At 36.8% G+C, this 27,000-nt stretch carries 25 protein-coding genes and 1 tRNA gene; 14 read left to right on the forward strand and 12 right to left on the reverse strand.

Going from position 1 to position 27,000, the window contains the following annotated elements; all coding sequences use genetic code 11:
* Window positions 1–57 precede the first annotated feature (57 nt).
* From C4F49_RS10630 to C4F49_RS10640, 3 genes are read left to right on the forward strand one after another with little or no spacing between them, the layout of a single operon-like run.
* The gene (locus C4F49_RS10630) at window positions 58–777 is read left to right on the forward strand and encodes a hypothetical protein (RefSeq protein ID WP_231388273.1); all 720 of its coding nucleotides are present in this window, start codon (window positions 58–60) and stop codon (window positions 775–777) included.
* 10 nt (window positions 778–787) lie between these two features.
* Window positions 788–1,798 (forward strand): DUF3078 domain-containing protein, encoded by a 1,011-nt coding sequence (locus tag C4F49_RS10635; RefSeq protein WP_196935829.1) that lies wholly within the window; start codon window positions 788–790, stop codon window positions 1,796–1,798.
* 6 nt (window positions 1,799–1,804) lie between these two features.
* The gene (locus tag C4F49_RS10640) at window positions 1,805–2,728 is read left to right on the forward strand and encodes an N-acetylmuramoyl-L-alanine amidase (RefSeq protein WP_196935830.1); all 924 of its coding nucleotides are present in this window, start codon (window positions 1,805–1,807) and stop codon (window positions 2,726–2,728) included.
* A gap of 4 nt (window positions 2,729–2,732) precedes the next feature.
* On the opposite strand, the gene C4F49_RS10645 is transcribed toward C4F49_RS10640, so the two are convergent.
* From C4F49_RS10645 to C4F49_RS10670, 6 genes are all read right to left on the reverse strand, one after another.
* Window positions 2,733–4,433, reverse strand: coding sequence for a sodium:solute symporter family protein (locus C4F49_RS10645; RefSeq protein ID WP_196935831.1), 1,701 nt, complete (start codon window positions 4,431–4,433; stop codon window positions 2,733–2,735).
* A gap of 105 nt (window positions 4,434–4,538) precedes the next feature.
* Complete coding sequence (locus tag C4F49_RS10650; RefSeq protein ID WP_196935832.1) at window positions 4,539–4,736, reverse strand: hypothetical protein; 198 nt, start codon at window positions 4,734–4,736, stop codon at window positions 4,539–4,541.
* Window positions 4,737–4,749: 13 nt separating this feature from the next.
* Window positions 4,750–7,182 carry a PIG-L family deacetylase gene (locus tag C4F49_RS10655; RefSeq protein WP_196935833.1) on the reverse strand — a complete coding sequence of 811 codons (2,433 nt, stop codon included), beginning with the start codon at window positions 7,180–7,182 and terminating at the stop codon, window positions 4,750–4,752.
* A gap of 293 nt (window positions 7,183–7,475) precedes the next feature.
* Window positions 7,476–7,733, reverse strand: coding sequence for a DUF6952 family protein (locus tag C4F49_RS10660; RefSeq protein ID WP_196935834.1), 258 nt, complete (start codon window positions 7,731–7,733; stop codon window positions 7,476–7,478).
* Window positions 7,714–8,028 carry a thioredoxin family protein gene (locus C4F49_RS10665; RefSeq protein WP_196935835.1) on the reverse strand — a complete coding sequence of 105 codons (315 nt, stop codon included), beginning with the start codon at window positions 8,026–8,028 and terminating at the stop codon, window positions 7,714–7,716. The genes C4F49_RS10660 and C4F49_RS10665 overlap by 20 nt, the downstream gene beginning before the upstream one ends.
* A gap of 61 nt (window positions 8,029–8,089) precedes the next feature.
* On the reverse strand, window positions 8,090–8,722 hold the full coding sequence (locus tag C4F49_RS10670) for a peroxiredoxin (RefSeq protein WP_196935836.1): 633 nt from the start codon (window positions 8,720–8,722) through the stop codon (window positions 8,090–8,092).
* Between the two features lie 205 nt (window positions 8,723–8,927).
* Between C4F49_RS10670 and C4F49_RS10675 the strand changes: the two genes are divergently transcribed.
* Window positions 8,928–8,999, forward strand: a tRNA-Arg gene (locus C4F49_RS10675).
* A 128-nt stretch (window positions 9,000–9,127) separates the two neighbouring features.
* Here C4F49_RS10675 and C4F49_RS10680 read toward each other — a convergent pair.
* Window positions 9,128–10,290, reverse strand: a protein-coding gene (locus tag C4F49_RS10680) for an IS3 family transposase (protein ID WP_231388274.1) whose coding sequence is annotated in 2 segments (ribosomal slippage) — window positions 9,128–10,038 and window positions 10,038–10,290 — 1,164 coding nt in all. Because the reading frame shifts where the segments join, the coding sequence is not laid out codon by codon here.
* 13 nt (window positions 10,291–10,303) lie between these two features.
* The gene (locus tag C4F49_RS10685; RefSeq protein WP_196935837.1) at window positions 10,304–11,200 is read right to left on the reverse strand and encodes a site-specific integrase; all 897 of its coding nucleotides are present in this window, start codon (window positions 11,198–11,200) and stop codon (window positions 10,304–10,306) included.
* A 297-nt stretch (window positions 11,201–11,497) separates the two neighbouring features.
* On the opposite strand from C4F49_RS10685, the gene C4F49_RS10690 reads away from it, so the two are divergent.
* From C4F49_RS10690 to C4F49_RS10710, 5 genes are all read left to right on the forward strand, one after another.
* Entirely contained in the window at window positions 11,498–12,568 is a 1,071-nt protein-coding gene (locus C4F49_RS10690; protein ID WP_196935838.1) for an AAA family ATPase, read from the forward strand.
* A gap of 4 nt (window positions 12,569–12,572) precedes the next feature.
* Window positions 12,573–13,214, forward strand: coding sequence for a DUF4276 family protein (locus C4F49_RS10695; protein WP_196935839.1), 642 nt, complete (start codon window positions 12,573–12,575; stop codon window positions 13,212–13,214).
* 57 nt (window positions 13,215–13,271) lie between these two features.
* On the forward strand, window positions 13,272–14,075 hold the full coding sequence (locus tag C4F49_RS10700) for an abortive infection family protein (protein ID WP_196935840.1): 804 nt from the start codon (window positions 13,272–13,274) through the stop codon (window positions 14,073–14,075).
* A 349-nt stretch (window positions 14,076–14,424) separates the two neighbouring features.
* Complete coding sequence (locus C4F49_RS10705; RefSeq protein ID WP_196935841.1) at window positions 14,425–15,150, forward strand: DUF6577 family protein; 726 nt, start codon at window positions 14,425–14,427, stop codon at window positions 15,148–15,150.
* A 28-nt stretch (window positions 15,151–15,178) separates the two neighbouring features.
* The gene (locus tag C4F49_RS10710) at window positions 15,179–16,213 is read left to right on the forward strand and encodes a nucleotidyl transferase AbiEii/AbiGii toxin family protein (protein WP_196935842.1); all 1,035 of its coding nucleotides are present in this window, start codon (window positions 15,179–15,181) and stop codon (window positions 16,211–16,213) included.
* A gap of 100 nt (window positions 16,214–16,313) precedes the next feature.
* Here C4F49_RS10710 and C4F49_RS10715 read toward each other — a convergent pair whose 3' ends face one another.
* A complete protein-coding gene (locus C4F49_RS10715; RefSeq protein WP_196935843.1) occupies window positions 16,314–16,853 on the reverse strand; it encodes a type 1 glutamine amidotransferase domain-containing protein in 540 nt (179 codons plus the stop codon).
* Between the two features lie 214 nt (window positions 16,854–17,067).
* On the opposite strand from C4F49_RS10715, the gene C4F49_RS10720 reads away from it, so the two are divergent.
* From C4F49_RS10720 to C4F49_RS10740, 5 genes are all read left to right on the forward strand, one after another.
* Window positions 17,068–17,538, forward strand: coding sequence for a hypothetical protein (locus tag C4F49_RS10720; RefSeq protein ID WP_196935844.1), 471 nt, complete (start codon window positions 17,068–17,070; stop codon window positions 17,536–17,538).
* A gap of 338 nt (window positions 17,539–17,876) precedes the next feature.
* Window positions 17,877–18,167, forward strand: a complete 291-nt coding sequence (locus C4F49_RS10725; protein ID WP_196935845.1) for an HU family DNA-binding protein — start codon at window positions 17,877–17,879, stop codon at window positions 18,165–18,167.
* A gap of 8 nt (window positions 18,168–18,175) precedes the next feature.
* Window positions 18,176–19,012, forward strand: a complete 837-nt coding sequence (locus C4F49_RS10730) for a tetratricopeptide repeat protein (protein ID WP_196935846.1) — start codon at window positions 18,176–18,178, stop codon at window positions 19,010–19,012.
* A gap of 294 nt (window positions 19,013–19,306) precedes the next feature.
* Entirely contained in the window at window positions 19,307–20,860 is a 1,554-nt protein-coding gene (locus tag C4F49_RS10735) for an Rne/Rng family ribonuclease (RefSeq protein WP_196935847.1), read from the forward strand.
* A gap of 146 nt (window positions 20,861–21,006) precedes the next feature.
* Window positions 21,007–24,222: a TonB-dependent receptor gene (locus C4F49_RS10740; RefSeq protein WP_196935848.1), complete on the forward strand. Its 3,216-nt coding sequence runs from the start codon at window positions 21,007–21,009 to the stop codon at window positions 24,220–24,222.
* A gap of 82 nt (window positions 24,223–24,304) precedes the next feature.
* Here the strand turns inward: C4F49_RS10740 and C4F49_RS10745 are convergent, their stop codons facing one another.
* From C4F49_RS10745 to C4F49_RS10755, 3 genes are all read right to left on the reverse strand, one after another.
* Window positions 24,305–24,808 (reverse strand): hypothetical protein, encoded by a 504-nt coding sequence (locus tag C4F49_RS10745; RefSeq protein WP_196935849.1) that lies wholly within the window; start codon window positions 24,806–24,808, stop codon window positions 24,305–24,307.
* A gap of 108 nt (window positions 24,809–24,916) precedes the next feature.
* Window positions 24,917–25,849: a tRNA (adenosine(37)-N6)-dimethylallyltransferase MiaA gene (gene miaA, locus C4F49_RS10750; protein ID WP_196935850.1), complete on the reverse strand. Its 933-nt coding sequence runs from the start codon at window positions 25,847–25,849 to the stop codon at window positions 24,917–24,919.
* Window positions 25,828–27,000, reverse strand: a complete 1,173-nt coding sequence (locus C4F49_RS10755; protein ID WP_196935851.1) for a Gfo/Idh/MocA family protein — start codon at window positions 26,998–27,000, stop codon at window positions 25,828–25,830. The genes miaA and C4F49_RS10755 overlap by 22 nt, the downstream gene beginning before the upstream one ends.

Here is a 27,000-nt window from a genome sequence, read left to right on the forward strand (position 1 = left end):
AATGTAGTTTTACATTTAGTGCGCACAACCATCTATATACTATCTTTTTGCTTAAGTATGTCTTTACCATTTGTTGTTCAGGCGCAAGAACTCATTCAGGGTATAGTTTTTGATAAAGAAACGAAACAACGGATAGGCAAAGTGATTATAACAAACCTAAACCAACAAACAGAGTTTTATAATAATGTTCGAGGGGAATTTAAAATTAGCCCAAATCCAGGGGATGTGCTCGTTGCGAGCCGCGATGGTTTTAATTCGGACACGGTCGTTTTTGATCAACAATCCGTTATCTTGTTCAATCTAAAACGGAGCATTATTTACATTAGCGAAGTGAATGTGGTGGCGAGAAAATCTCCAGAAGAAATTTTAAAGCAGGAGAAAGAAAGTTTTAACAAAGCCTATCGGCTAGCAGATCCGGGAAGCCTGTTTAGTGTTGGACAGACGGGGGCTGGATTGAGCATTAGCTCAATTTATAATTTGTTGAGCAAAGAAGGGCGCAATGCGAGAAGGCTGACTGAAATCATTGAACGGAATTATCAGGAAAACTTTGTGGATTATCGGTTTTCGCCCGATTTAGTGAATAATATTACAGGACTTGAAGGCGATATGTTGAGGCGGTTTATGTCGAATTATAGGCCCAGTTATGAATTTACTCGCGCAGCGAATCAATATGAATTGAGCCAATATATAAAAAGTAAATACATTTTGTTTAAATTAAACCCAAATTTGCGACATTTGCCTGCATTGCCAGTTATAAAAATGGACGTGAATAATTAATAATATGCTTATGAATTTGAAATTTTACCTATTCCTATTTGTCTTGATATCATTGATGTCCAACACAATACACGCGCAAGATTTGCGAAATCTACGAGCTAAACCAGACACCGCAATACGTGATGACAATAAGCAGGCGCTTGATGGATTGAAAAACATCTACGTTCCTATTCCAAAATTAGATTTGGAAGTCAATTATTGGAAACATTGGTCGCGTTTTGGCGTTAGCGCCAATCAAGCTTCGTTTAGTGATAATTGGAGTAATGGTGGGGTGAATTCCATGGCTCTGGGTTTCAATACATGGCATAAATCAGAATACAACAAAAATAAAGTCAATTTCACTTCTGAAATCGACCTTCGTTACGGTAAGATTAAAAACAAAGACCAGCTGGCAAAGAAAAACAATGACCGTATTTTTTGGGATAATAAATTGTCTTACAAGATATCAAAAGCATGGGCGGTCTACGCATCAATAACATTTGAGTCTCAATTCGATAATGGTTTTTCATATGCTAGGGACGCAGATAATAATGAAATTATCAGCGATACCATTTCAAGCTTTATGGCTCCAGGTTATTTTACAGAGTCTGTCGGTTTGGAGTATAAACCAGATAACACATTTTCAGTTCGTTTGGGTACGGGTACGGCTCGTCAAACATTGATTTTAGACGATCGGATTGCGCCACCAGCTACGGCAACTAACCCTGTTTTCGGTGTTGACCCAGGTAAAAATTTTAGAAATGACCTCGCTTTTCAGGTTACCGCAAATTTAGACCGCAACCTGAGTAAAAATTTAAATTTAAAAGCAAGGTATAATTTATTCGCCGACTATACGGACATCACAGACCCAGATCACCGTTTGGATTTAACGCTTACAGCGAAAGTGACTCGCGTGATCAATGTAACCTTGACGGGAATCGGTCTTTATGACAGCGAATACATTGCTGCGGGAGATACCAAAGCGAAGATTCAATATAGCCAGGCTTTAGCCCTAGGATTGACATTTAATTTCCCGAGATAATCATTTATGATTAAAAAGTTTTATTTCTTGCTGTTTGTTTTATGGAGCGCGATTGCAATTGTTGGCTGTGCTCCAAAAAACAAATATGCGAAGACAAATAAAATATATACAAATACCGCGAAAGAAGTTGCCTCCATTATTGTGCAACCTCTGCCAGTACCAGCGAAGGTTGAAGAGGAAGTCGATACGGTAGTTGAAAACACCGTTGAATTCCCAACAGTAGTTCCTCCGACGCCTGAAGAACGTGCTTCTGCGTTGCAGAACAAAGGCAGGCGAACAGATTTGAGTTGGGTAGGCGCAATTCATTTTGACGTGCGAAAACCAACGTACGTCATTATCCATCACACCGCACAAAATAGTTTAGATCAAACCATTCGGACATTTACGCTTGAACACACAAAAGTCAGCGCTCATTATGTCATTGGCCGGGACGGCCAAGTTGTACAGATGTTAAATGATTATTTGCGAGGATGGCATGCAGGGAAATCCAAATGGGGTTCAATAACCGATTTGAATTCCGTTTCATTGGGGATTGAATTGGATAATAACGGAAGAGAACCGTTTCCTGACAGTCAGATCAATGCGCTGATCAATCTATTGGATACCTTAAAAAAGAATTACGATATACCACAAACGAACTTTATCGGACACTCAGATATTGCGCCTTCGCGCAAAGATGATCCAAGCGTTTTGTTTCCTTGGAAAACATTGGCCGAACGAGGTTTTGGAATTTGGTACAATGAAAGTTTTTTGACTACGCCTCCGGCGAATTTTAACCCTGTCGACGCCCTTCGCATCATCGGCTATGACACAAGTAACCTAGGTGCTGCGATTGTTGCTTTCAAACGGAAATTCATAAAGAATGATTTGACGCCAGAACTGACGCTTTATGATAAAAGTGTCTTGTATGATTTGTATCGAAAGTATTAAGGAGTTAATGTGTGCTTTTTTGCTTTTGAAAGTATACCATCTGAAGCAGATATCCAATCGCAATCACGCCGACACAGCCTACCAGATTTAGCCAAAGAAAAGCCATTACATCCTGATTCCAAAGCGTGAAAATGATGACTTCGGTAATAAGCGCCGCATAGAAGACAGCCTTCCCTCCGATTGCTTTTACATAGAACGCTACTAAGAAAATCCCAAGAATGGTTCCGTAAAACAAAGAGCCTAAAATATTAACAGCTTCTAATAAATTGCCTAATTTGCTTGCAAACAAGGCGATAATGATTGTTAAAATTCCCCATATCAATGTGAATAGGCGGGAAGCATTCAAATACTGCTGATCGTTCGCTTGCTTATTGACAAAGCGTTTATAGATATCAATAACCGTCGTCGATGCTAAGGAATTAATTGCGCTAGCAGTAGCGCCCATGGAAGCAAGAAAGATAACGGCAATTAAAAGCCCCACAAGACCTTTTGGGAAGGTTGATGTAACGAAGCTTAGAAAAATATAATTGTTGTCATTGGTGTCCGCTTTTTCATCATTCTTGACCATCAAATCAATTACTTGATCACGCAAAACTTTATCTTCCGCGTTCAGCGTTGCCAATTGTTCGCGAGCTTTATCCACCTTTGCGTCGTCGTTGGAGTGTAAGCCATCGGTTAGGTCATTGATAATCGCAGTTTTGTCTATGCTTACTTTTTGGTGGGATTGGAGAATGGATTCATATTCAGCTCGATATTCGCTATTTTGAAGCTTATTTGTTTCGAGCTCATTGAAGAATAGCGGTGGCGTATTGTATTGATAATATGCAAAAACCAAAATTCCAATCAATAAAATAGCAAATTGCATAGGCACTTTAAGCAAACCGTTCATCAACAAACCCAAACGGCTATCGCGGACAGAAGAGCCCGTCAAATACCGGCCAACTTGGCTTTGATCGGTTCCAAAGTACGAAAGTTGCAGAAAAAAACCACCAATCAAACCCGTCCAAACGGTGTATTGATTGTTCAAGTCAAAATTAAAATCGATGGCGTTGGCTTTGCCAGATTTTCCCGCAATGTGCAAAGCTTCAGAAAAACCAATTTCTTGCGGAAGCAATTGAATTACCATCACACCGGCTAAGAGCAATGCGGCAAAAATAATTCCCATTTGCAGCAATTGCGTAAAGGAAACAGCTTTGGTTCCGCCATAAACCGTATACAATACCACAACGCTTCCAATTACCAAGGTGGTATAGGTCACATCGATATGAAGAATGGTCGAAAGAATAATGGAGGGTGCAAAAATGGTGATTCCAGTCGAAATGCCCCGTTGAATCAAGAAAAGCAAAGCCGTCAACACACGGGTATTGACATCGAATCGCTTTTCCAAAAACTCGTAAGCGGTAAAAACTTTTAACTTATGGAATATGGGGACGAAGGTGATGCAGAGTACAATCATTGCCAACGGCAACCCAAAATAAAACTGCACGAAACTCATTCCTGACGAATAAGCTAAACCTGGAGCGGATAAAAAAGTAATCGCACTGGCCTGAGTAGCCATTACCGAGAAACCCACATTGTACCAAGGCAATGAGCGATTCCCTAATAAATAGCCATCAATATTTTTGATGTCCCGGCTTTTATAAACACCGTAAGCGACGATTAGGAATAGGGTCAGAAAAAGGACAAGCCAATCTAATGTACTCATCCAAAATAAATTGTGAAGATGTACATCAAAATAATGCAGACAACAAGCCAGGCAACAACTAAAATATAGAATTGTCGCCAGCTGCGCGCAAATGGTGGAAGTCCCTTATCGGTCACTAGGCTTTTGTGGAAGAATAAACTTATTAAACAATGCAGCGAAAATTAATCCTCCGATTAGACCGCCAACGATGCTCATAAATGTTCCAGAAGCAGTATAACTGATTAATGCGCCAAAGATAGCACCGATTAATAAAGTTAAATTGTTAGCGTTTAAAGAAGATGATTTTTCTTGTTGATTTTCCATTTTTACTTAATTTTTAATTTTCTTTAGTTAGCAAATTTACAAATAATCTATAAGCTCCGGGAACTCCGGCGGGTAATTGTCTAAAAAAGGCTAAAGAAGTATACACAAATTTCCCTTTTCCATAGTCAGCAATCAGCAAAGAGCCATTTCTTTCAGGCTCATTTACATCATGCATCCGTAAGGGCGTGCGGTAAGCTTTGTCAATGTTCTCTGCGAAATATAAACCTCGTTCTTGAACCCAGCCATCAAAATCAACAGCCGTTATTTTATTCGGGAAGTTCAAATCTTTGTCCGAAGCATCGAATTTAACCGCTGCATCTTCTTCGGTCACGCGATTTCTCGAAATCGAAAAAGGATATGGACCAAGATTGGCGGAGTTAAATCCAGAGTTGACGTTATACTGCATCAAGACCGTTCCCCCATTCTCCACATAAGAAAGGATGGAAGATTTAAATCGTTGCAGCGCGGCGTTCACATTGAACGCGCGAACACCAAAAACAACAGCATCGTATTGGTTTAACAAAGGACTTGCTAGCTGTTTCTCGGAAAGAACATCCACCGAAATACCAACAGCGCGCAATGCTTCAGGAACCAAATCTCCTGCCCCAGCAATGTAAGCGATTTTTTTGATTGGAATTTCTATTGCCAAAGGTTGCACTCGTACTGCTAATTCCGGAAACCAGCTGATTTTTGGAATATGGTCGTAATTGATTTCTTGAAGAGATTTTATGTTATTTCCAGCCTCTTGAAATTGGATAGCAGCAGCTTCATTTGAATTTTTCTGTGAAGTGACCTCAAATTCTTGGGTAATGCTTTCTCCAGCTTCTTTGAAAGTAAGGTCGATTTTATGTGGAGTTACTTGTATCGCGGGATTTGCTTTTACTTCAATCGAATAGTTTTTTTTGCTAGCTGATTGATTGGTGAATGTGACCTGAAGCACATTCGGTTTGCCGTTCGCCAGCAAAACAACAGGATTCGATGCCGATGCGGTGATGTCGGGAGTAACAGAAATCGGTACGAAAACTTCACCTCGAACCGGATCTACATAGCTATACTGAATGGGTTTTTCTATGGTAAATGTTGTTCCTAAAATCGAAAGAACAAAAGAAACTTTCGGGTGGTCGGGGTTTTCAGGATAGCCGAAGTCTTTCTCCTCAACCGAGAATTTTCCTAAGGTAAACGGATTTTTTAGCCAATAAGGCTGTGTAATTTTTGGATAATTCACAATCGATGTAAAAGATTCCAGTTTATTGATCGGCGCTGTTTTTTGAATAGACTGGCCATTGATCGTCAGCAACTGTACATCCACACCTGGATTTCTAACAATTAGATCATTCCGAACCTCAATCTTATCAGCAGTCGTGTAATTGATCGAGTTTGCTTTGGCTTGCATCCAAATTCCCGCGCAATCCAAGATTAGATGTTGGATTTCTTTTAGTTTTTCTTCGCGCCAGAACGCATCGTTTATTTTTTCAACTAACTGATACAAATTAACTAGATCTGGAACTGATTTTTGAGGTGATTTTTGATCGAATTCGATTTGGATCTTCTGCGCCAATGTTTGAATTTGAGCCGAGTTAGCAACTCTGCCCCAAGTCGTATTGACTCCGTCAAATAAATCTGTTTTTGCTGGCTCACCAGCAACGTATTCAAAATATTCGAACGATTGGCCTCGGCTGGCCGCCGAACCAAATCCTTGGCTTTTGTGCTGCGAACGGCTTAAGGCCGCAACTTCGCCATACGATTGTCCAAGCAAGGGATTGTAATGGCCGATATCGATTTTCAATTGGTCTTCGGAGGTATTGTTCATTCCGCCGAAGTTGGCGGTATTCCAAAGCAATCTTTTGGCTTGCCAAACATCGACCACGTCCAATTGTTCCGGAAATTTTTTAGGGTCTGCTGCTGCAATAAAGGCTTCGTGTGCTAATATGGCCGATGCTTGGTGATGTCCATGCCCTCCTCTTTCGTCGGGCGGAAATCGCGTGATGATCACGTCGGGTTTTAATTTCCGAATGATCCAGACGGCTTCTCTTAACACCTCTTTTTTTTCCCAAAACTTGAATGTTTCTTCATGCGTTTTCGAAAAGCCAAAATCATAAGCCGAACTAAAATATTGTTCGCCTTGATCGATTTTTCGTGCAGCTAAAAGTTCTTGCGTACGGATTAAGCCTAAGTTGATGCCCTGTTCGGACCCGATCAAGTTTTGGCCTCCGTCGCCGCGCGTCAAAGACAAGTAAGAAGTTTTATAATTTCTATCCGAAGATAACCAGGCAATTAGGCGTGTGTTTTCATCGTCGGGATGTGCCGCGAAATATAAAACAGAACCAAGAACATTGAGTTTATCTATTTGCATCATAATGGAAGATGATGATGCTTGATTAGACTGTGCAAATGACAGAGAAGACTGAAATGCTAGAAAAAAGATGAATAAATAGTTGAAATTCATTTTTAAAGATAAGCAAGTCTATCTAAATGCAAAAATAAAAGGAACCAATTAAAATTGATTCCTTTTACCAACAATTAAAAATCTTTTTTTTGTCTTAAAACTAAGCGTTTCGCATGTACGTTTAATATCTGTTATTAATCGTGATGGATTGACAGCTTTAAGGCGGGGTAACCTTTAACATTATAAAAGTAGTGTTAATCAACCGAATAAAGGCAGGGCTGGTTTAAAAACTTTTCCACAAAAAAACACTTATTAACACAAATTTGTGGAAAAGTCGGCGTGCAATTCAGAATCTATTTGTCAATAGAACCTAAAACCCGTTGCATAAAGGTATTCAAGGCTTCTTTTTGAGGCATTCCTTCTTTAATCAAGTTATTGACCTCAACAGCGCCATATAAATTGGAGATTAATTCTCCGATTACATCAAGCTCTTCGTCTTTCAATGAAGAAACTTCCGTCAGTGATTCTAGTGTTTCTATCGTTTCCAATACGAAATCGACATCATTCTCTGCGATAAACGCAGTCATATGTTTAATTATCGGTAACTTCATTTAACAAATCAATTAAACCATCCACTTTATTTGTTTGTACCTGATTAACCAACTTCCCGTTTTTGAATGCTGCAAACGTAGGTAAGTTATTTACATTTGCTAATTTTCTAGATTCAGGAAATTTTTCAGCATCAACCAATACGAATGAAACGCCTTCGTTTTCTCCGGCAAGTTTTTTAAATTTCGGTTTCATGATTCTGCAATTCCCACACCATGATGCCGAAAATTGAACCAAAACAGTTTCGTTGCTATCGACCACCTCTTGCAAAGTGTCGTTTTCTAATTCTTGTAACATAAAATTAAATTTAAAATGTTTGAAAGAAGAGGATTGAACAATCCCCTTCTCTAAGAATGATTTAGTTTTGTGATAAGTAGCTAGCAACACCGTCGCGAGTTGCATTCATAGCTTCTTTACCATCTTCCCAGTTTGCTGGACAAACTTCACCGTGTTTTTGAACATGTGTGTAAGCGTCAACCAAACGGATATATTCTTTCACGTTACGTCCCAAAGGCATATCATTTACTGACTCATGGAAAACTTTACCCGTTTCGTCAATTAAATAAGTTGCGCGGAAAGAAACAGCAGAACCTTCAGCCAAAGTACCGTACTCAGGGTGCTCAACTTCTTTCACTTCCAAAATACCTAAGATGCTAGAAAGGTTGCGGTTTGTGTCAGCGATAATTGGATACGTTACGCCTTCGATACCACCATTGTCTTTCTCTGTATTTAACCAAGCGAAATGCACTTCGTTAGAATCACAAGAAGCACCGATTACGATTGTGTTTCTTTTTTCGAATTCAGGCAATGCCTCTTGAAAAGCGTGCAATTCCGTAGGACAAACGAATGTAAAATCCTTTGGATACCAGAATAATAATACTTTTTTATTTTCTTTTTGTGCTTTCTCAAACACATTTAAAGAGATGTAGTCACCTAAATAATCAATTGCATCTACGGTGATGCTTGGGAAATTTTTGCCTGTAAAACTCATAATATATTCTATCTTTTTTTGTGCTACAAAAGTAGGCAATCTGCGCTTGTAAAACGATACGATTTACAAATGACATATCGATAAAATCTATTTGTTTAAGAATAATGAATAATAATCGACTATCTATTTCTGAAATAAAAAGCAGAAATGTAATTTTCGCTTTGGAATACCCGAATCGTGCGCTATATTTACGAAAATTTGAACCGGCCCTGTAGTTCAACGGATAGAATAGATGTTTCCTAAACATTTGATAGCAGTTCGATTCTGCTTGGGGCTACAACTCTTAACGAAAATCGCCGAAGTCTTAAAGATTTCGGCGATTTTGATTTTTTCCCATACAAGATCCCATACATTTCTTGATTTATAGGACTTAAAAGGTGTTAAAGCCTTGAGTGTAATCTTCCCCTAGCTAGCTACATTCAAAACTAAAAAATTCCAGTCAGAATTGCTGTTGTTATCCTGTTGGAATGTGGGAAACTCGGAGAGTTTTCCATATTTCAATAGGAACTCTGTTGGCGTTAGTTGACCTAGAGATGAGTGTGGTCTTTCATTGTTGTACATCCAAACCCATGCGTTCGCATATTTTCTGATTTCTTTCAGGCTTTCAAACATATAACTATCCAAAACATCTTGTCTGAAAGTTCGGTTAAATCTTTCGATCAAGCTATTCTGCGTCGGCTTGCCTGGTTGAATAAATTCCCATTCTATATCTTTATCTTCACACCAAACTCGAATTGCTTCAGCAACAAACTCTGGCCCGTTATCTGAACGGATCTTCTCAGGTTTACCTCGCCATTCAATCAAATTTTCTAACTCTCTTACCACACGCTGGGCAGGTAGGCTAGTATCAACAGAAATTGAAAGAGCCTCGCGGCTGAAATCATCAATAATATTCAGCGTTCGTATGGTCTTTCCACTGGCTAGTGTATCGTGCATAAAGTCAAGACTCCAAGTAATATTTGGCCCTATGGGGCAAAGTAATGGTGCCTTGACACGTGCAGGAAGACGTTTCTTCCGCTTATTACGTAGGTTCAATCGCATATTCGTGTAGATACGGTATACACGCTTATGATTCCACATATACTGTAACTTTCTTAACCTATGATACATCATCCAAAAGCCCCAAGTGCGGTGCAGATCAGCAAGTTTAGAAAGCTGTTCAATTACTTCATCATCATTTTTACGCTTTCCTTGATAGTAGAAAACTGATGTGCTTAAAGAAAACAGTAAACAGGCCTGACGCAGGCTCATGCCCAATTCTTCTCGGGCATAGCCTATAAGCTCTCGCTTTTCGACAGGCCCTAAAGCTTTTTTTCTATGACATCTTTTAAAACCGTGTTCTGAAGAGTCAGTTCCGCAACGATTTTTTTGTACTGCGCAAGTTCTCGTTCCATATCTTTCATCTGTTTGAGTTGAGATACCTCCATCCCAGAATACTTATTTTTCCAACTGTAAAAAGTTCCCTGACTAATACCATGTTCCCGGCAGATATCAGTAACCGATTGCCCTGAGTCTTGTTGGGATAAAATTTTGATAATTTGTGATTCACTGAATTTACTCTTTTTCATTGTCCCTAATTTATTAAAAACTACATTTATAATCGTAGCTGATTTTAGGGAAGATTACAACATGAGTTTTAGTTTTAATAGAAACATACTCTAAAAAACCATTTACGACATTAGACTTTTTAAGATTTGCTGCATCCGAATACCTTAAACCCGTAAAGCATAAGAATAAAAGACAATCTCGAACCTGATCCAAAGCAACATCATTTTTTAGCTCTAAACTTTTAATTGCAAGTATTTCTTCTTTTTTTAGCGCAATTATTTCAGGTTCTTTAGACGAGAATGTGAAGGTTTTATAAACCATATTTTTATTATAACCACGAATACTAGAATAATTTAAAAACTGCTTTAGAGTTTGAGTGTACTTTGCTATTGTCACATTGGAATGATTCTTCTTATTCATAAGAAAGTCAACAAACTTTTGATAGAAGTCAGTATCTATCACATCGAATTCAAATTTAAGTCCAGAATATTTTGAATAAGCTTTTAAAAGCTCAATAGAGGTTTTATGCTTTTTAAGAGTATTTAAAGCACATTTCATTTCTACATTTTTTATATACTCATCATAGTATTCCCAAAAGGTCTTGTTACTACTTGTTTTAATTTTGTTAATTGAGTTTCTGATGAAAGCGACTGATAATTCGATTCCATTAAGTTGAGCATCAAATATTATTTTCTCAACTTCATTAACTTTAATCTGAATAATTCCATTAAGTTCTAAACTATTGGACACAGAGGTTTTAATACGATTATTTTTAGGATCCCAAAAACTTCTATTTGTTTTGATTCCTGTTTGTAACCAAAGTCTATTGCCTTTGAATACTACATCTAATAGAACAGGAACATTATCCTTTCTAAGTTGCCCAGTTTTTGGGTCTTTTCTTTGCTCTAATTTTGGAGTTACTTTTGCCATTTTTTAGTTATTAAATTGTTATATATTTTATAATAAATATTTATATATTTATTTGTTTATCAATATGTTACAATTGTAATAACCTTGTATGGAACTTCAATGAAAAAAGTGAAAATAGTCTTATATAAATAACTGATATTTTTATATTCATTTAGTTATTTTATAAGTTAATTTTAAGATGTATTTCTTATCAATATATTTGATAAAAGTTACAATTAAAAATTCTTTATAAAATTTATAGACAAAAATGTTTTAATTTAGTTTTATAAAAAAAAATATTTAAGAGATAAAGCTAATATGATTACGGAAGTCGGTATTGTTGGATATAAATCTATAAAAAGACAACTTGTGAAATTAACACCATTAAATGTTTTAATTGGGGGAAATGGTGTTGGAAAGAGTAATTTTATTTCAATCTTTTCTCTAATAAAGAATCTTTATGAAGGTAATTTGCAAAATTATATTGCAACTAAAGGTGGTGCAAATTCATTTTTGCATTTTGGATCAAAACTAACGAAAGAAATTAGTATTGGATTAACCTTTGATGATGTAAATAGATTCTTTTTTGATCTACAGTATGCACAAGATAAATTAATTATTAAAAATCTTTCAACTTCTTTTTTTAATAAAATTTGGCACGATAAACTCTATCAAAGTAATGTGTTGGAGACTGATTTTAGTTCAGTATATAGAAGTCAAGCATATTGGGTAAACCCTTATTTGATAGGGTTTGATGTTTATCATTTTCATGATACTAGTGATAATTCTCCAATGAAAATGAAGTGTAACATAAATGATAATATTAAGTTAAGACGAGATGGATCTAATTTAGCTGCTTTTCTTTATTTTCTTAAAGAAATACATCCATTGTCTTTTAAAAAGATCGAAATGACAATTACCTCAGTCGCCCCATTTTTTGAGTCTTTTGTGTTAATTCCTGATAGACTAAACAGTGAAATGATCCAATTAGAATGGAGAGAAAAGGGAAATACTGATGCTTATTTTAACGCGTTTTCTCTATCTGATGGTTCTTTACGATTCATTTGCCTTGTTACATTACTTTTACAACCTAATCCACCAAAAACAATAATTATTGATGAACCTGAATTAGGATTACACCCTTACGCAATTAATAAGATAGTAAATCTTATGAAAAAATTGAGTGAAAATAATTATCAAATTATTGTTTCAACACAGTCCGTTACTTTATTGGATAATTTCGATTCAGATTCAATTTTGGTTGCTGATAGGGAAGATGGTCAGACAGTATTTAAGCGATTAAATAAGGATGATTTGTCAAATTGGATTAATGACTACTCTTTAGGTGAAATGTGGGAGAAAAATTTGATTGGTGGATTGCCTTTTTAAAGCTATGAATAGGTTAGTTTTTTTGGTTGAAGGAGACTCTGAATTATATTTTGTTCAGAATAGAATTATACCTTACCTATATTTAAACGGTGCTATTGGAGCAATAACATGTCAGAAGATAACTACCAATAGAAAACTTAATATTTCTGGAGGAAATGTTTCTTATAATTTGTTTAAAAATGAGTTAGATAGAATTTACGCACAGGGAGGGGTAGTAGTAACTACTTTTTTAGATTTCTTTAGATTACCAAATAATTTTCCCAACCATGGTGCTGGAAATCCAGATGATATTGAAGCAGGCATGCTAGAGGATAATTTGGATAATAGAAATTATATCCCTTATATACAAAAACATGAATTTGAAGCTATTTTCTTTTCAGATATAAGTAATTTTTATTTGTTTGTTGATTCAAATGATAAAAGGGAGGCTATTGAGAGTATTTTGAATGAATTCCCAAATCCAGAAGATATTAATTCTCATCCAAATAGATATCCAGCAAAAAGACTTAAAGATATATTAGGCTATAATAAAGGAGCTGATGCTGAACTAATAATTGAATCTTGTTCAATAGAAATGGTTATTAGTAAATGTCCCAGATTTGCAGTGTGGATAGAAAAATTAATTAATTTGTATGTAGCGGCTTAATTGATTTAGTATAAAAATTGTATTAAGCTTATCAAATATTCTAAGTATTACTATATTATGAAATATAAGGTTTCTCCAAAATATTTAATGTTACTCATCTCGGAGATTGAAAAGGCACTTTGGGGATTATTCCCTTCCAGTAAATACAAGAATGTTCTTTTCTATATTGAGAAATGGCACGAATTCGAACAGGGGTATAATTTTAATGATAATTGGGAAAATTTCACAATCTTTTTTGACAACAACAACAATAACAATATAGATTTAGTAAGGACTCTAAATAATATTGATGGAGATACTCTAATAAAGATAGCTATAGATTTAGGTGTTAATACTCCAGATTTTATTCCTTCAATACCAACATTTCGCAATGATATTAAGGTTAACCACCACTCCGCAAGTGCAACTTTTGAAAATGCATTTAAAAAAATAGAATCAGAGCCTAGTTTAGCAATTGGCTTAGCTAATTCAGCTTTGGAAAGTATTATTAAGGAAATATTGAAAGATGAAAGGATTGCGAGCAAGATCAAATCAAATAAAACACTTTACGATTTGTCTTCAGAAATTCTTAAAGTTTTTCAGTTATTTCCTCATTCGGATATGCCAAATGAGATTAAAGCTATAGGTAGTTCATTGTTAGCAATTAGTCAGAATATTGAAAAGCTAAGAAGTGATAAAACCGATTTTCATGGAAAAACAAAGGAAGATTATAAAATAGAGGATTCAATTTATACTTATTTCATAATCAATTCAGTTACAACAATTGGTTTATTTTTAAGGTCATATTATAAAGCAAATTTTCCTGAAAATTTATTGGAAACCTCACAATCTATATTGGATGATGATGAATTACCATTTTAATTTATCATACAAATTTCCATACAAATTCGCCTTTTATCAATAAATAGACATCTATATTCAATTGGAAATCTTAAAATTTTATCTTTTAATAAAGTTTTTACAATTCCAAAATCATAATGAAACCATATATTTCATTATGAGAATGTGAATTCTGCTTGGGGCTACAAAAAAGAAAAGCGATTTTAATCGCTTTTTTTAGTTTATTAAATTTTCCTTATCCCTATTCAGTTCTTTACGAGATAAGTTGCGCGGTGTAGATTCGCTTTTATTTTATTATATAACTTTGGCAAAAAATTAAATTTTTGCCAAAGTTATATAAATAATTATTACTTTTATGTAATTGGAAATCATGACACAAGCTCTAGAAAAACATATCGGTCGATACTTTAAGGAAAGCGAAAGACTTTCCAAGCAAAAGCTTGTGGGTTCAATAAAAAAGGATTTTCCATCCTGGTCTGATAACACGATCAATATGTATCTGTCCAAACTAAAAAAAGAGGGGGTTATAAATGCTCCTTCTAGAGGGATTTATGAGATGGATAGTAACATCCCTTTTCAACCCAATATTTCAAATAATTTAAAGAGAGTATTTTATAAGGTAAAGCGCGAATTTCCTTATATCAATTTTTGTATTTGGGATACGGTGTGGCTAAATGATTTTATGCGTCACCAGCCATTTAAACATTATGTTGTTATAGAAGTAGAAAAAGATGCGTCTGAATCTGTATTTGCTTTTCTAACAGAAACCAATAAAAACGTTTTCTTTAATCCTGATGAGAAGATATTTGACCGTTACATTCATAATCAAGATGAAGTTCTTATCGTGAAAAATATGTTTTCGGAGTCTCCTTTGATAGAAAAGGGTAAAATTAATGTGCCTGCATTGGAAAAGTTATTGGTGGATATGTTGATTGATACAACACTTTTTTCGGCACAGCAAAACGAAAAGGATTTTATTATGCGAACTGTAAAGCAGAAATATACTTTAAATGAGCTAAAGATGCGGAGGTATGCCGTCCGAAGAAATAGAGAAGAAGAAATAGAAAAACTGATAAATATAAGTTTGGCAAAATAAGTTTATTTATGCCAATATTATACAATCTATGATAGACACAAAATCATATACAGTAGAGTGGGTTGTCGACTTGCGAAATAGGTTGGGAAAACGTATTGATCCAAAACTGATTGAAAAGGTAATATTTGCTTTGACACTTTTAGAGCAAATGCAATTGAATCATCTGAACTTTGTGTTTAAAGGCGGAACAGCTCTACTTTTAGCAACGGAAACACCTAAACGATTTTCGATAGATATTGACATTATTACAGAAGAACCGGAAGATAAAATCAAGAATATTTTAGAAAAGATTAGCCAATTAGAAATGTTTATCCGTTGGGAAGATGACAACGACCGAAAGCATTCGCCTGATATACCTATCGGACATTTCAAAATGTTTTACAAAAGTGTGGTTGATGGTAACGAAGAACCGATACTATTGGATTTATTGTACACGCTCAATCCATATACTGAAACAAAAGAATATCCAATAAATCATAGCTGGTTAGCCACTTCGGGGAAAGATACGATAGTTGTATTGCCAACGTTTGAGGCTATTTTGGGAGATAAACTAACGGCTTTTTCCCCAAAAACCACAGGCATATTGTATTCAAAAAATCGTCCTGTCGAAATCATTAAACAGTTGTATGATATTGGTTTTTTGTTTGACCAAATAACTGACCTCAAAGTAGTAAAAGAAAGTTATTTGAGAGTAGTACAGGAAGAAATCGGCTATCGAAAATTAAATATGGATGCTGACGATGTCCTAAAAGACACTTGGCTGGCTTGCTATACGTTGGCGGAAAGAGATACAAAATCTGATGAGTTCAAACACCTACAATTAGGCATTAAGAATTTCACGAATTTCATTATCGACCGATTTTCAATAGAAGAAGCCATAACAGCGTCAGCTAAAGTTGCCTATCTGACTTCATTATTGAATAAAGAAAATCACGAAATTGAACGTTTTAAAAATCCTTTGGAAATTAAAGATTGGTTGATTGAAGACCAATCCTACAATAAATTAAACAAATTAAAAAAGACCAATCCGGAAGCGTTCTTCTATTGGTATAAGATTATGTGACAAATGGAATGAGACTTAATAAAACCGATAGTCAAAAAATCTTCAAAAAAAATGCGACACCACCACAGTATCGCATTTTTCAATTATTAAAATAAATTTCCTAACTCCCCTTTTCGATTGCCTCAACTAGCGTCTTGCTAAAAATCTCCAAATCATCCGGATTTCGGCTGGTAATTAGATTTCCATCAACAACGACGGGTTCGTCGACCCAAGTTGCTCCTGCATTTTCGACATCAGTTTTAATCGATGTATAGGAGGTCATTTTCTTGCCGCTAACGACTTTTGCTTCCACTAAAGACCATGGCGCATGGCAGATTGCGGCGACAGGCTTTGAACTTTCGACGAATGCTTTGATAAAATCCAGCGCCGCTTTGTTTAGGCGCAATTTATCAGGGTTAATCACGCCGCCCGGAAGAAGCAATGCATCGTAGTCCGAAGCCTTAGCTTCGTCTAATTTTACGTCAACTTCATATGCTTTTCCCCAATCTGTAAAATCCCAAGATTTTATTTTTCCTGATTCAGGAGAAATAATAAAGGTTTCTCCGCCGGCATCTTCGATTGCTTTTTGAGGTTTTGTCAATTCAACTTCTTCAAATCCTTCTTCTGTTAAGATGGCTACTTTTTTTCCATGTAAACTCATACTACTTTTTTTTAAATATTAATATGCACTATTGCGATGGATAGTTGTGTTTTATAGATATAACACTTTAAGAAAAAAATTGTTGTATGAAATAATCGTTATTCATTTCGATTCCGTTGAACGCGGGAATACCTGTTGGTATTCGAAAATAAAAATCACAAACAGCAAGGGCCATCGTGATAAAATGTATAGATTAGTAGTTTAGTTAGATTATATGAAAAATTGGATATTCATACTTTTGTTTTGTGCGGTAGTCTCCAACAGTTATGGGCAATCGGATTATCTGCCACAAGGAAAATCGGTTATTTGGGGTCCATCCGTTGGTTACCAATACCAAAGCGGCAATTTTGTGAAAGTTTCCGGATGGGGATTGTTCGCTCCGAATGAATCTCAATACATGAAGGTCGATTTGGGCGCAAATTTTACGTGGATGCAAAATCAGACCACCGTTGTTCCTGAACTGGGATTAACCTATTATTTAAGCACAGCCTTATTATTTCCGTTTGTTAAGGCAGAGGCAAATTTATACACCGTTACACCAAAAGTGGGCATTAGCCTATTATCAATAGTAGATTTTGCAGTGGGTTATGGCTTCGATGTGCAGACGAAAAGCAACTTTAAAGAATTAAAAGGAATCACAGGTTCGGTTTCTGTGAATATTCCATTAAATTTTTATTTGAAATAAATTATTATGCTTAACTTCATGATACAGACGGTTGCATCCTGTTAACAATCTGGATACATTAAGTTAAAATGGGCTTAAATGTCTAGTTAGTGTAACAATAGCCAACCGGCTTCAACGAAAAACATTAAATATTTGAATTTCAGTTAAATAATAGTAGATTTGCAAATCTTTTAAGAATTTTATAGCTCACTAAATTATTAATTAGTTGAATTATAATTGATTGATGTAGGAAAAATTACAAAATATATTTTAAAACATCATTTTAAAAAGATACTTTTGCATCCCCAAATGTAATGCATTATGGGGTTGAACAATAAATAATTACAGTAAAAATTATTATGACTAAAGCGGAAATTATTGCAGAAATCTCTAACAAAACTGGTTTAGAGAAGGTAGACGTCCAAGAAACAGTTGAAGCATTCTTCAAAGTAGTAAAAAATGCCATGATTGGTGGTGAAAACGTGTATGTGAGAGGCTTTGGTAGCTTCGTGGTTAAAAAGAGAGCTGAAAAAACTGCACGTAACATCTCTAAAAATACGGCGATTATTATCCCTGAGCACTATGTTCCTAGCTTCAAACCAGCGAAGGTTTTTGTAGAGAAAGTAAAAGTAGGTAATAACAAAAAATAACATCTTCAATGCTTAATTCCAAACAAATACTAGTTATTGTGCTGATTCTCGCTCTTATGGGTGTATTATTGGCGCGTCCTATATCAGGTTTGGTAAGTGAAGATAAGGGTGCAAATTCTTCCTCATCGGTCGAAAATGCCTCAATCTATAATCTGGAAAATGTCTCCGACATTGCGAAGCAAGGATTAAATTCAAAGATTTCTAGCGAAATCGCTGCGTTGGAAAACAAAATTGCTTCTGCTGAAGGTGACGAGAAAGTGGAATTGTTACAGCAATTGGCAAATAAATGGGACGATGTCGCTAAATATGCTCCGCAAGGATTTATATATCAAGAAATGGCGACCATCAATCCAAAATTTGACTATTGGTTGAAATCAGGGAATGCATATCGTTCTGCATATGCGAATCTGCAAGATACAGTCATGGTAAGGGAGTTAACACAATTTGCAATCAATTCTTACGAGAAAGCGATTGCATTGGATGAAAACAACTTGGATGCGAAAATGGGCTTAGGCGCTGCGATGGTTACGGGAACAAATAATCCAATGGCCGGAATCGCATTGCTTAGAGAAGTTGTCGCAGCCGAACCAAAGAATGTAGAAGCAAATAAAACTTTAGGTTTGTTTTCATTGCAATCCAAACAATTTGATAAGGCTATCGAGCGTTTTCAAACGGTTATTGAAGTGAAACCAGATGCTGAAGCTTATTTTTATTTAGCAACAGCTTATCAAAACATCGGTTTGAAAAGCGAAGCTATTGCCTCCTTTCAACAAAGTAAAGCGCTTGCCGCAGACCCTACTTTGTCTCAGTACATCGACAGCCAGATTAAAGAATTAAGCAAGTAATTCACAAATTATTTTATAATCATTTAAAAAAATTAAAGCTATGCCAAGCGGAAAAAAAAGAAAAAGACACAAAATGGCTACTCACAAACGTAAAAAACGTTTAAGAAAAAATAGACATAAGAAAAAATAGTTTCTTATGAAGTTTGACAAGATGTAATCTTGAAAAACACCATACAATCTATGGGAACAAGTTTGGTACCATGGATTGTATTTTTTCATTAAATGGGTTTTATGTTTCATTGGACAACATAATTTTGCAAAGCAATTTTGTAAAAGTCCATAATTATGTAGCTGTTGGTAAAGGAATTAATTATCGATTCAACTCCTGATAAAGGAGTCACTATTGCTTTACTACAGGACAAGCAACTTGTAGAACTAAACACAGAACAGGTTGGAAATAATTTTTCTGTCGGAGATATTTATCTCGGCAAAATCAAGAAAATTATGCCCGGCTTAAATGCAGCATTCGTAGATGTAGGTTACGAAAAAGATGCATTTCTTCACTATTTAGACCTTGGACCGCAGGTTCAATCCTTGTTGCAGTATACACGTCTAGTAAAGAACGGCAGTTATCAAGAGAAGCTGCTCAATAGTTTTAAATTAGAAAAGGACATCGATAAAGCAGGTAAAATTTCGGATATCTTGACCCGAAACATGCTTTTGCCAGTACAGATTGCGAAAGAACCGATATCAACAAAAGGACCGAGATTAAGCTCGGATTTATCTATTGCTGGACGGTTTATTGTATTGGTTCCATTTTCTAGCAGTATTTCCATATCCAAAAGAATTAAGGGAAGCGCGGAACGTTCGAGACTTAAAAAAATAGTAGAAAGCATTAAGCCTACTAATTTTGGAGTAATCATCCGTACCGTGTCCGAAGGAAAAGGAGTTGAAGAACTTCAAAAGGACATGCTCGACTTAGTTTCAAAGTGGGAAATATTTACCAAACGCCTTAAAAGTGCCGAACCTCCTCAAAAGGTATTGGGAGAAATGGATAGAGCTTCTACCATTCTTCGCGATATCCTGACCGATGAGTTCACACACATATATGTCAATGATTCTACGATTTATGAAGAAACAAAATCGTATGTTCAGGAAATCTCTCCGGATTTAGAGAAAATTGTCAAGCTGTATAAGCACAAAGAGCCAATTTTTGACCATTACGGAGTAGAGAAACAAATTAAGGCGTCATTTGGCAAGACGGTCAATTTACAAGGTGGCGCATACCTAGTAATTGAGCACACAGAAGCTTTACACGTTATCGATGTAAACAGTGGCAACCGGATTGCGAGCAAAGAAAATCAAGAAGATAATGCGTTGCTTGTTAATAAAGAAGCAGCAAAAGAAATTGCAAGACAATTGCGATTGAGAGATATGGGCGGAATTGTGGTGGTCGATTTTATCGATATGCACAAACCAACCAATCGGAAAGAATTATTTGGGTATTTGCGTGAATGCATGGCCGACGACCGCGCTCGTCACACCATTCTCCCACCGAGTAAATTTGGATTAGTTCAAATCACTCGACAACGCGTAAGGCCAGAAATGAGCGTAGTGACAAATGAAAAATGTCCAGCTTGTGGAGGTACTGGAGAAATCCGTTCTAGCATCGTATTGTTAGATGACATTGAGAATAACTTAAGTTTTATTCTTCAAGAACAAAACGAAAAGGGAATCACATTATCGGTTCATCCTTACATCGAAGCCTACATCAAATCGGGTTTTGTTTCGAGACGAGTAAAATGGTTTTTTAAATTTGGTAAATGGATTAAGATTACATCCAACTCCAGTTATCATTTAACAGAATTTCGTTTCTTCAACGCCAAAGAAGAAGAAATTAAATTGTAAGAAAAATATTAAAGAAAGGATAGCTGCCCAGCTATCCTTTTTTCGTAACAGCAAATCCTTTACGACAACTTAATACATAGATAAATTTTCAATAACACTAAGTTAATCTCTCCGATATAGTTTTACATATCTTAATTAACTTACAAATGAAATTAGTTGACATCATTAATCGTGGAATTAGGCTAAGTTTTACGATTACAATCCTCTCCATTTTATTTTCACAGCAGGCATCTGCACAAGGCACACAGGCTTCGATTGTCGGAAATGTTCGCGACGATTCGGGGGCTTCATTGGCCAATGTGACGATTCGGGTGAAAAATGAATCTACAGGTTTTACGACTTCGACAGAAACCAATGAAAATGGGCGCTATGATTTTAAGCAATTGCCTTTGGGCGGTCCTTACACGGTAAATGCTTCACATGTTGAAAAAGGAAATAGCGTCAAAACTGGAATCCAGTTAAATCAAGGCGATGTGTCGCGAGTAGATTTTGTACTTTCAACGACAGCTTATGATATCGATGCGGTAGAAGTGAACGCGACTTCATTGAAAAACACAAAAGAATACCTGGGAGCGGCGACTGCAATTTCAGCTCGCGCAATTCAAAAATTGCCGGTAAATGGGCGGAATTTTGCATCGCTAACGGATTTATCGCCTTTGGCAAGAGGAAGCAGTATTTCTGGTCAATTGGGTTCGTCAACAAACTTCACCATCGACGGAATGAATGCAAAAAATCCAACATCTGCCGGAGCGACAACAAGCAGAAGCGGTGCACCATATTCAATCTCTATGGAGGCTGTCCGCGAATTCAAAGTCGTGACAAATCAATACGATGTCACGTATGGAAGAAGCGGAGGAGGTACAATCAGCGCGGCGACCAAAGCCGGAACAAATACATTGACAGGTTCTGCTTTTGTCTATGGCCGTGCAAATTGGTTGACAAGTCCTTACGATATACGCGGAAATGAATTATTAGGGAGTTATTCGACTTATCAATATGGTTTTTCATTGGGTGGCCCAATCATCAAAGATAAATTGCACTTCTTTTTGGTTTGGGATCACCAACAAGATAATCGCTCTTTATTAATCGCCGATATCCGTTCGGAAACTGATGAAGTATTGTACAAAGTAAATCAATCGACTTTGGACCAATTCTTATCTATTGCCCGTACTAAATATGGCGTTTCGAACGATGCGCAATTTGGAAATATTCCGAAAAGCCGAAATTCAGATGCGGTATTTTTAAGATTGGATTATCAATTGAATGAAGATAATCTATTGACCATTCGAAACAATGCGACTTATGACAATAATCCTCTGGGTTTAGCCGATAACTCGGGCATAAATTTACTGGAATCGTATGGTAACGACAGAAGTTTCGATAATAGCTTTCTAGCAACTTTAAGAACCTCGATTTCTCCAAGAATTACAAATGAACTGAAAGTACAGCATTTGTATGTCTATCAAAACAGTACGCAAGGAAGCCAAATAACACAAACCTACATTCCTAGGGCGATTGTTGAAAATGTGGTTTCTGAAATTGGAGGAAGCAATTTATCCACATCGATTCAGCTGGGAGGACATCGTTTTGGTCAAGAGAATTTTAGAAACAATGTATTTCAGATTGTCAATAACCTATATTACGATACAGATCGGGCAAAATATACTTTCGGGGTGGATCTAATGGCTACGCGTTCTGGATCTGTTTACGGAAGCGAAGTGAATGGCCGTTTTCATTTTACATCGTCAACAGGGGTAACAGCAATGGAAGCTTTTGATAACCTTGCGCCTTACCGCTACTACCGCGAAGTTCCGCTGAAAGATGATATCGCTGTGAAAGGAACAATCGCGAATATTGGTTTGTATGGCCAAATGAAAACATTTTTAACACCGGCTTTAGAAATGACAGCTGGTTTGCGTTTAGATTATGCAGCTTATCCAAAAGCAGTTTTTAATCAATTGGTTTTTGATGAATTAGGGATCAGGACAGATAATAAACTTCAGTCGTTTATCGTACAGCCGCGTGTTCAATTTACTTGGGATGTCAACGAAAATCAAACGGATTTCATCAAATTAGGTGGGGGTATTTTTGCGTCAGACATCAACAACTATGTCATGATCAATAACCTGACCTTTGATGGAACGAACATTGGAACGGTTGATGTGAGCGGAGCAGACGTTCCTACTCCTGATTTTATTTCTTACCGAAATGACATGAGCACAATTCCAACACTCGATAATTTGCAATTGCCTTTTATAAATTATACAGGAGAAAATGCTAAGGTGCCGACATTATACAAAGCCAATATTTCGTATACGCACTTCTTCAGCGATAAATTCAAAGCCAGTCTGACAGGATTTATGTCGTTGGCTAGAAATAATTATACTTATGTCGACCGCAATATGGTGGATGATCCATATTTCACGCTGGCGAACGAAGGTAACAGAGGTGTTTTTGTGCCTTTGGCAAGTATGCCGAGCAATGGACAGCCAGATTGGAAAGCTGGACGAAAAAGTACACAATTGGGACGCGTCTTAGAATTGACCAGCGATGGTAAAGTGAATCAGTTCGCAATTGCTATTGATGGAACATACAACTATTTTAAGGACGGAGAAGCCTCGTTCAGCTATACGTGGAACGATACAAAGGACAACACGTCGTTTAATGGAAATGTGGCGAATAGCGCAACGCTTTCACAGCCAGTCGTAGATGATCCGCGCGACTTGAGCGCAATTACCTATTCTGATAATCAGTTTCGCCATAAGGTCGTTTTCTTCGGAACCTTGCCCTCATTTTATGGCATAAGTGTTGGTTTCCGATATACAGGAATGGGCGGAACTCGCTATACCTTCTATTCTGGAGGAAACACAAATGGAGATTTTGTAACCTCGAACAACGATTTGGCTTATATTTTTGACATAAATGACCCAAATACAGCTGAAAATATAAAAACAGGTCTGCAAGCTATTTTGGATAATCCAGATGCGAGTCCAAGCATCAAAGATTATATTTTGGAATATCAAGGTGAGATTGCGCAGAGAAACGGTGGAATAAATGACTTTTATGGTTTGGTGGACCTAAGAATCAGTAAGAAGTTTAATTTTTACAAAACACATGGCGTAGAAATTTCTGCCGAAATCTTCAATTTTATGAATATGCTAAATAAAGATTGGGGAGTAAATAAATCCTTAGGAAATCAAGCCTTGTATGCGCTCGGCGTGGCGGCTGCGGGAACAAATCCTGCGTTGCCAGCTTTTGATCCAGCGAAAGCTCAATTCAACTACCGCGTGAATACATCGGGATTAGCTACTCCGTCAGGAAATCCTTATCAAGTCCAACTCGGATTGAGATATGCATTTTAGATAAGGCGGGACAGAACAACAAAAAAATGGGACTCAAGATTTTCTTGAGTCCCATTTTTTTTAAAAACAGATTGGCTAAAAACTAATCGGCATCTAATTCTTTTTGGAATTCAGCAACATTTTTGTAAAAATTCAATCTTCCCGAATAGATAACTTTCCATTCATTGTTGATTCCAGCAACATCCTCATCTTCTTGTTCATTGGTCACTTGTCTAATCAAATGACACCATAAGGCTCCTGGCTCAATGTACGACATTAAATGTGCCTGTGTTTCGCTCCAAATGCCCCCTTTATTCATCCAAGTGTAGCAGACATTGTTGCCCAAAATCATTGTGCTCTCTTTAGTTTTATCGGTCGGTTCAATTTTTTCCGTATCTGAATTATAGGTGTACCGAGTGCCCTTCCCATTCAATATTTGAATCATCATGTAATTCGTGTTCGAATCATCATCGGCATCTTTCAGCTCCCCAACCCAAAAGCCTTCAAAACTACTGCTCGTCGCTACGTGTTGTGCTTCAGCAGTGTTTGTTAATGTGTGCAGTGAAACAATCATCCACAGCGCAAGAATAATTTTCGTTAATTTCATAATAACTAGTTTTCACAAATATAATGCAGTGTTAGCGATATAAAAATAGCTACATGTGGGTATTTTTCAACAATTATTTTGTTGAAGAAATCGGTTTTAAAGGGAGTTTTATTCTGTATCTAGCCAATGAATTTGGATGCCGTCTTTTTCCATTTTGCGAAAGAAAGTCATTTGCCTTTTGGCATAACGATGGATTTCGGTTTCCAACTTTTTGTGAAACTCAGGATAATCTAAATAGCCTTGTAAATAATACGACACATATTTGTATTCCAAACCATAAAACACCAAATCCTCGTGCGTCAATCCTAAGTCAAGGAGTTTGTTGACCTCGTCGATTAATCCCGCTTTAAGACGTTCTTCTAGGCGTATACTAATTTTTTCTCTCCTTTCGGATAATGCTGGGTTTAATCCAAAGGCAATATAGTTTTTGACGACAGGGTAATCGGAGAATGCATAATCGGGATTGTTCTTCAGGAACTGAATGATTTCCAGCGAACGGATTAATCTTTTTTTGCTGTTTACGTCAATAATAAAATCGTTCGGCAATTGAGAAGCATTGATTTCTGAAAGCAAATCTTCTTTGCTGAGAAGTTGGCATGAGTTTACAAATTCTGCAGAACTCGGAATCTGGCTATAAGGTTTTGAAATCAGCAGGGAATGAATGTATGAACCCGTTCCTCCACATAAAATTGCTCGCTTCCCTCTGCCCCTGATGTCTTCAAATGCTTGAAAAAAATCTTTCCGGAATTCATTGACTTGGTAGCGATCACCGGGTTCTTTGATGTTGATTAGATGATACGGAATTTCGCCGTATTCAGTTAGGTCTTTCCCAGTCCCGATATCCATCTGTCGAAAGACCTGCCTAGAATCTGCACTAATAATTTCAGCATCAAATTCTTTCGCAAGCGCAACGGCTAAGGACGTTTTTCCGGAAGCGGTCGGTCCTAAAAGAATCAATAATGAATCAGGCGGAAAATTATTTTCCGCCTGATTTTTAGTAAGAATTGAATGAATTTGTTTTAAACGACAAATTTGGTCCATTTTTCAGTTCCTTCATTGTTATTCACAACATTTTCAATAAATGCCATTCCTCTTACGCCGTCATATACATTTGGAAAATCCAGCATTTCAGGAGTCGGTTGCTTGCCTTCTCTTTTTGCAGAGACAGTCAACGCAAAATTTCTGTAGATATTGGCAAATGATTCTAGCAAACCTTCAGGATGTCCTGCCGGAATGCGTGTGTTGTGCGTTGCAAACGAGCTTAACGTAAATGGCGCTGCGTAAGCATTTCCTGTACGGTAAAGCTGTCTTGGCTGGTCTAGCATTTTGATGATTAGATTATTTGGATCTTCATTCGCCCATTCTAATCCACCTTTTTCTCCATAGATGCGGATACGAACGGCATTTTCTTCACCAGCAGAAATCTGAGAAGCCATCAAAACGCCTTTCGCTTTATCTTCAAAGCGCAATAGGACAGATCCATCATCATCCAACAAACGGCCTTCGACCATTGTGCTCAAATCAGCACAAACTTCTGTGATTCTCAATCCAGAAACATATTCAGCCAAATGCGCGGCATGTGTTCCTATATCACCCATAACCAATGACTTTCCAGAACGTTTTGGATCCGCACGCCATGCTGCGCCTGCATTTCCTTCTCTTTCTGAAAGACGGCTTAACCATCCTTGAGGATATTCAACAACAATTTTTCTTATTTTTCCGAAATGACCTTCTTTCACCATTGCTTTGGCTTGTTTGATCATTGGATATCCAGAATACGTATGTGTCAAGCACAAGGTCCGACCAGTTCGTTCAACGGTTTCCTGAAGTTCTTTGGCTTCCTCCAATGAAACGGTCATTGGTTTTTCAACAACCACATCGAATCCATTTTCTAAAGCTAGTTTGGCAGGACCAAAATGCAAAAAATTGGGTGTCACAATCGTTAAAAAATCCATTCGCTCGCCTTCTGGAAGCTGCGCTTCTTTGGCAATCATTTCTTCATAGGTTGCATACACACGGTCAGGAGAGACAAATAGTTCTTCTCCCGATTCTTTTGAAATAACCGGGTCAATACTAAATGCACCACAGACCAGTTCGATTTTTCCATCCATAAAGGCTGCAATTCGATGTACAGCGCCGATGAAAGCATCTTTTCCACCGCCAACCATACCCATACGTAATTTACGTTTCAT

It is taken from the genome of Sphingobacterium hungaricum, from assembly GCF_015210005.1.
Taxonomy (GTDB): Bacteria; Bacteroidota; Bacteroidia; order Sphingobacteriales; family Sphingobacteriaceae; genus Sphingobacterium; species Sphingobacterium hungaricum.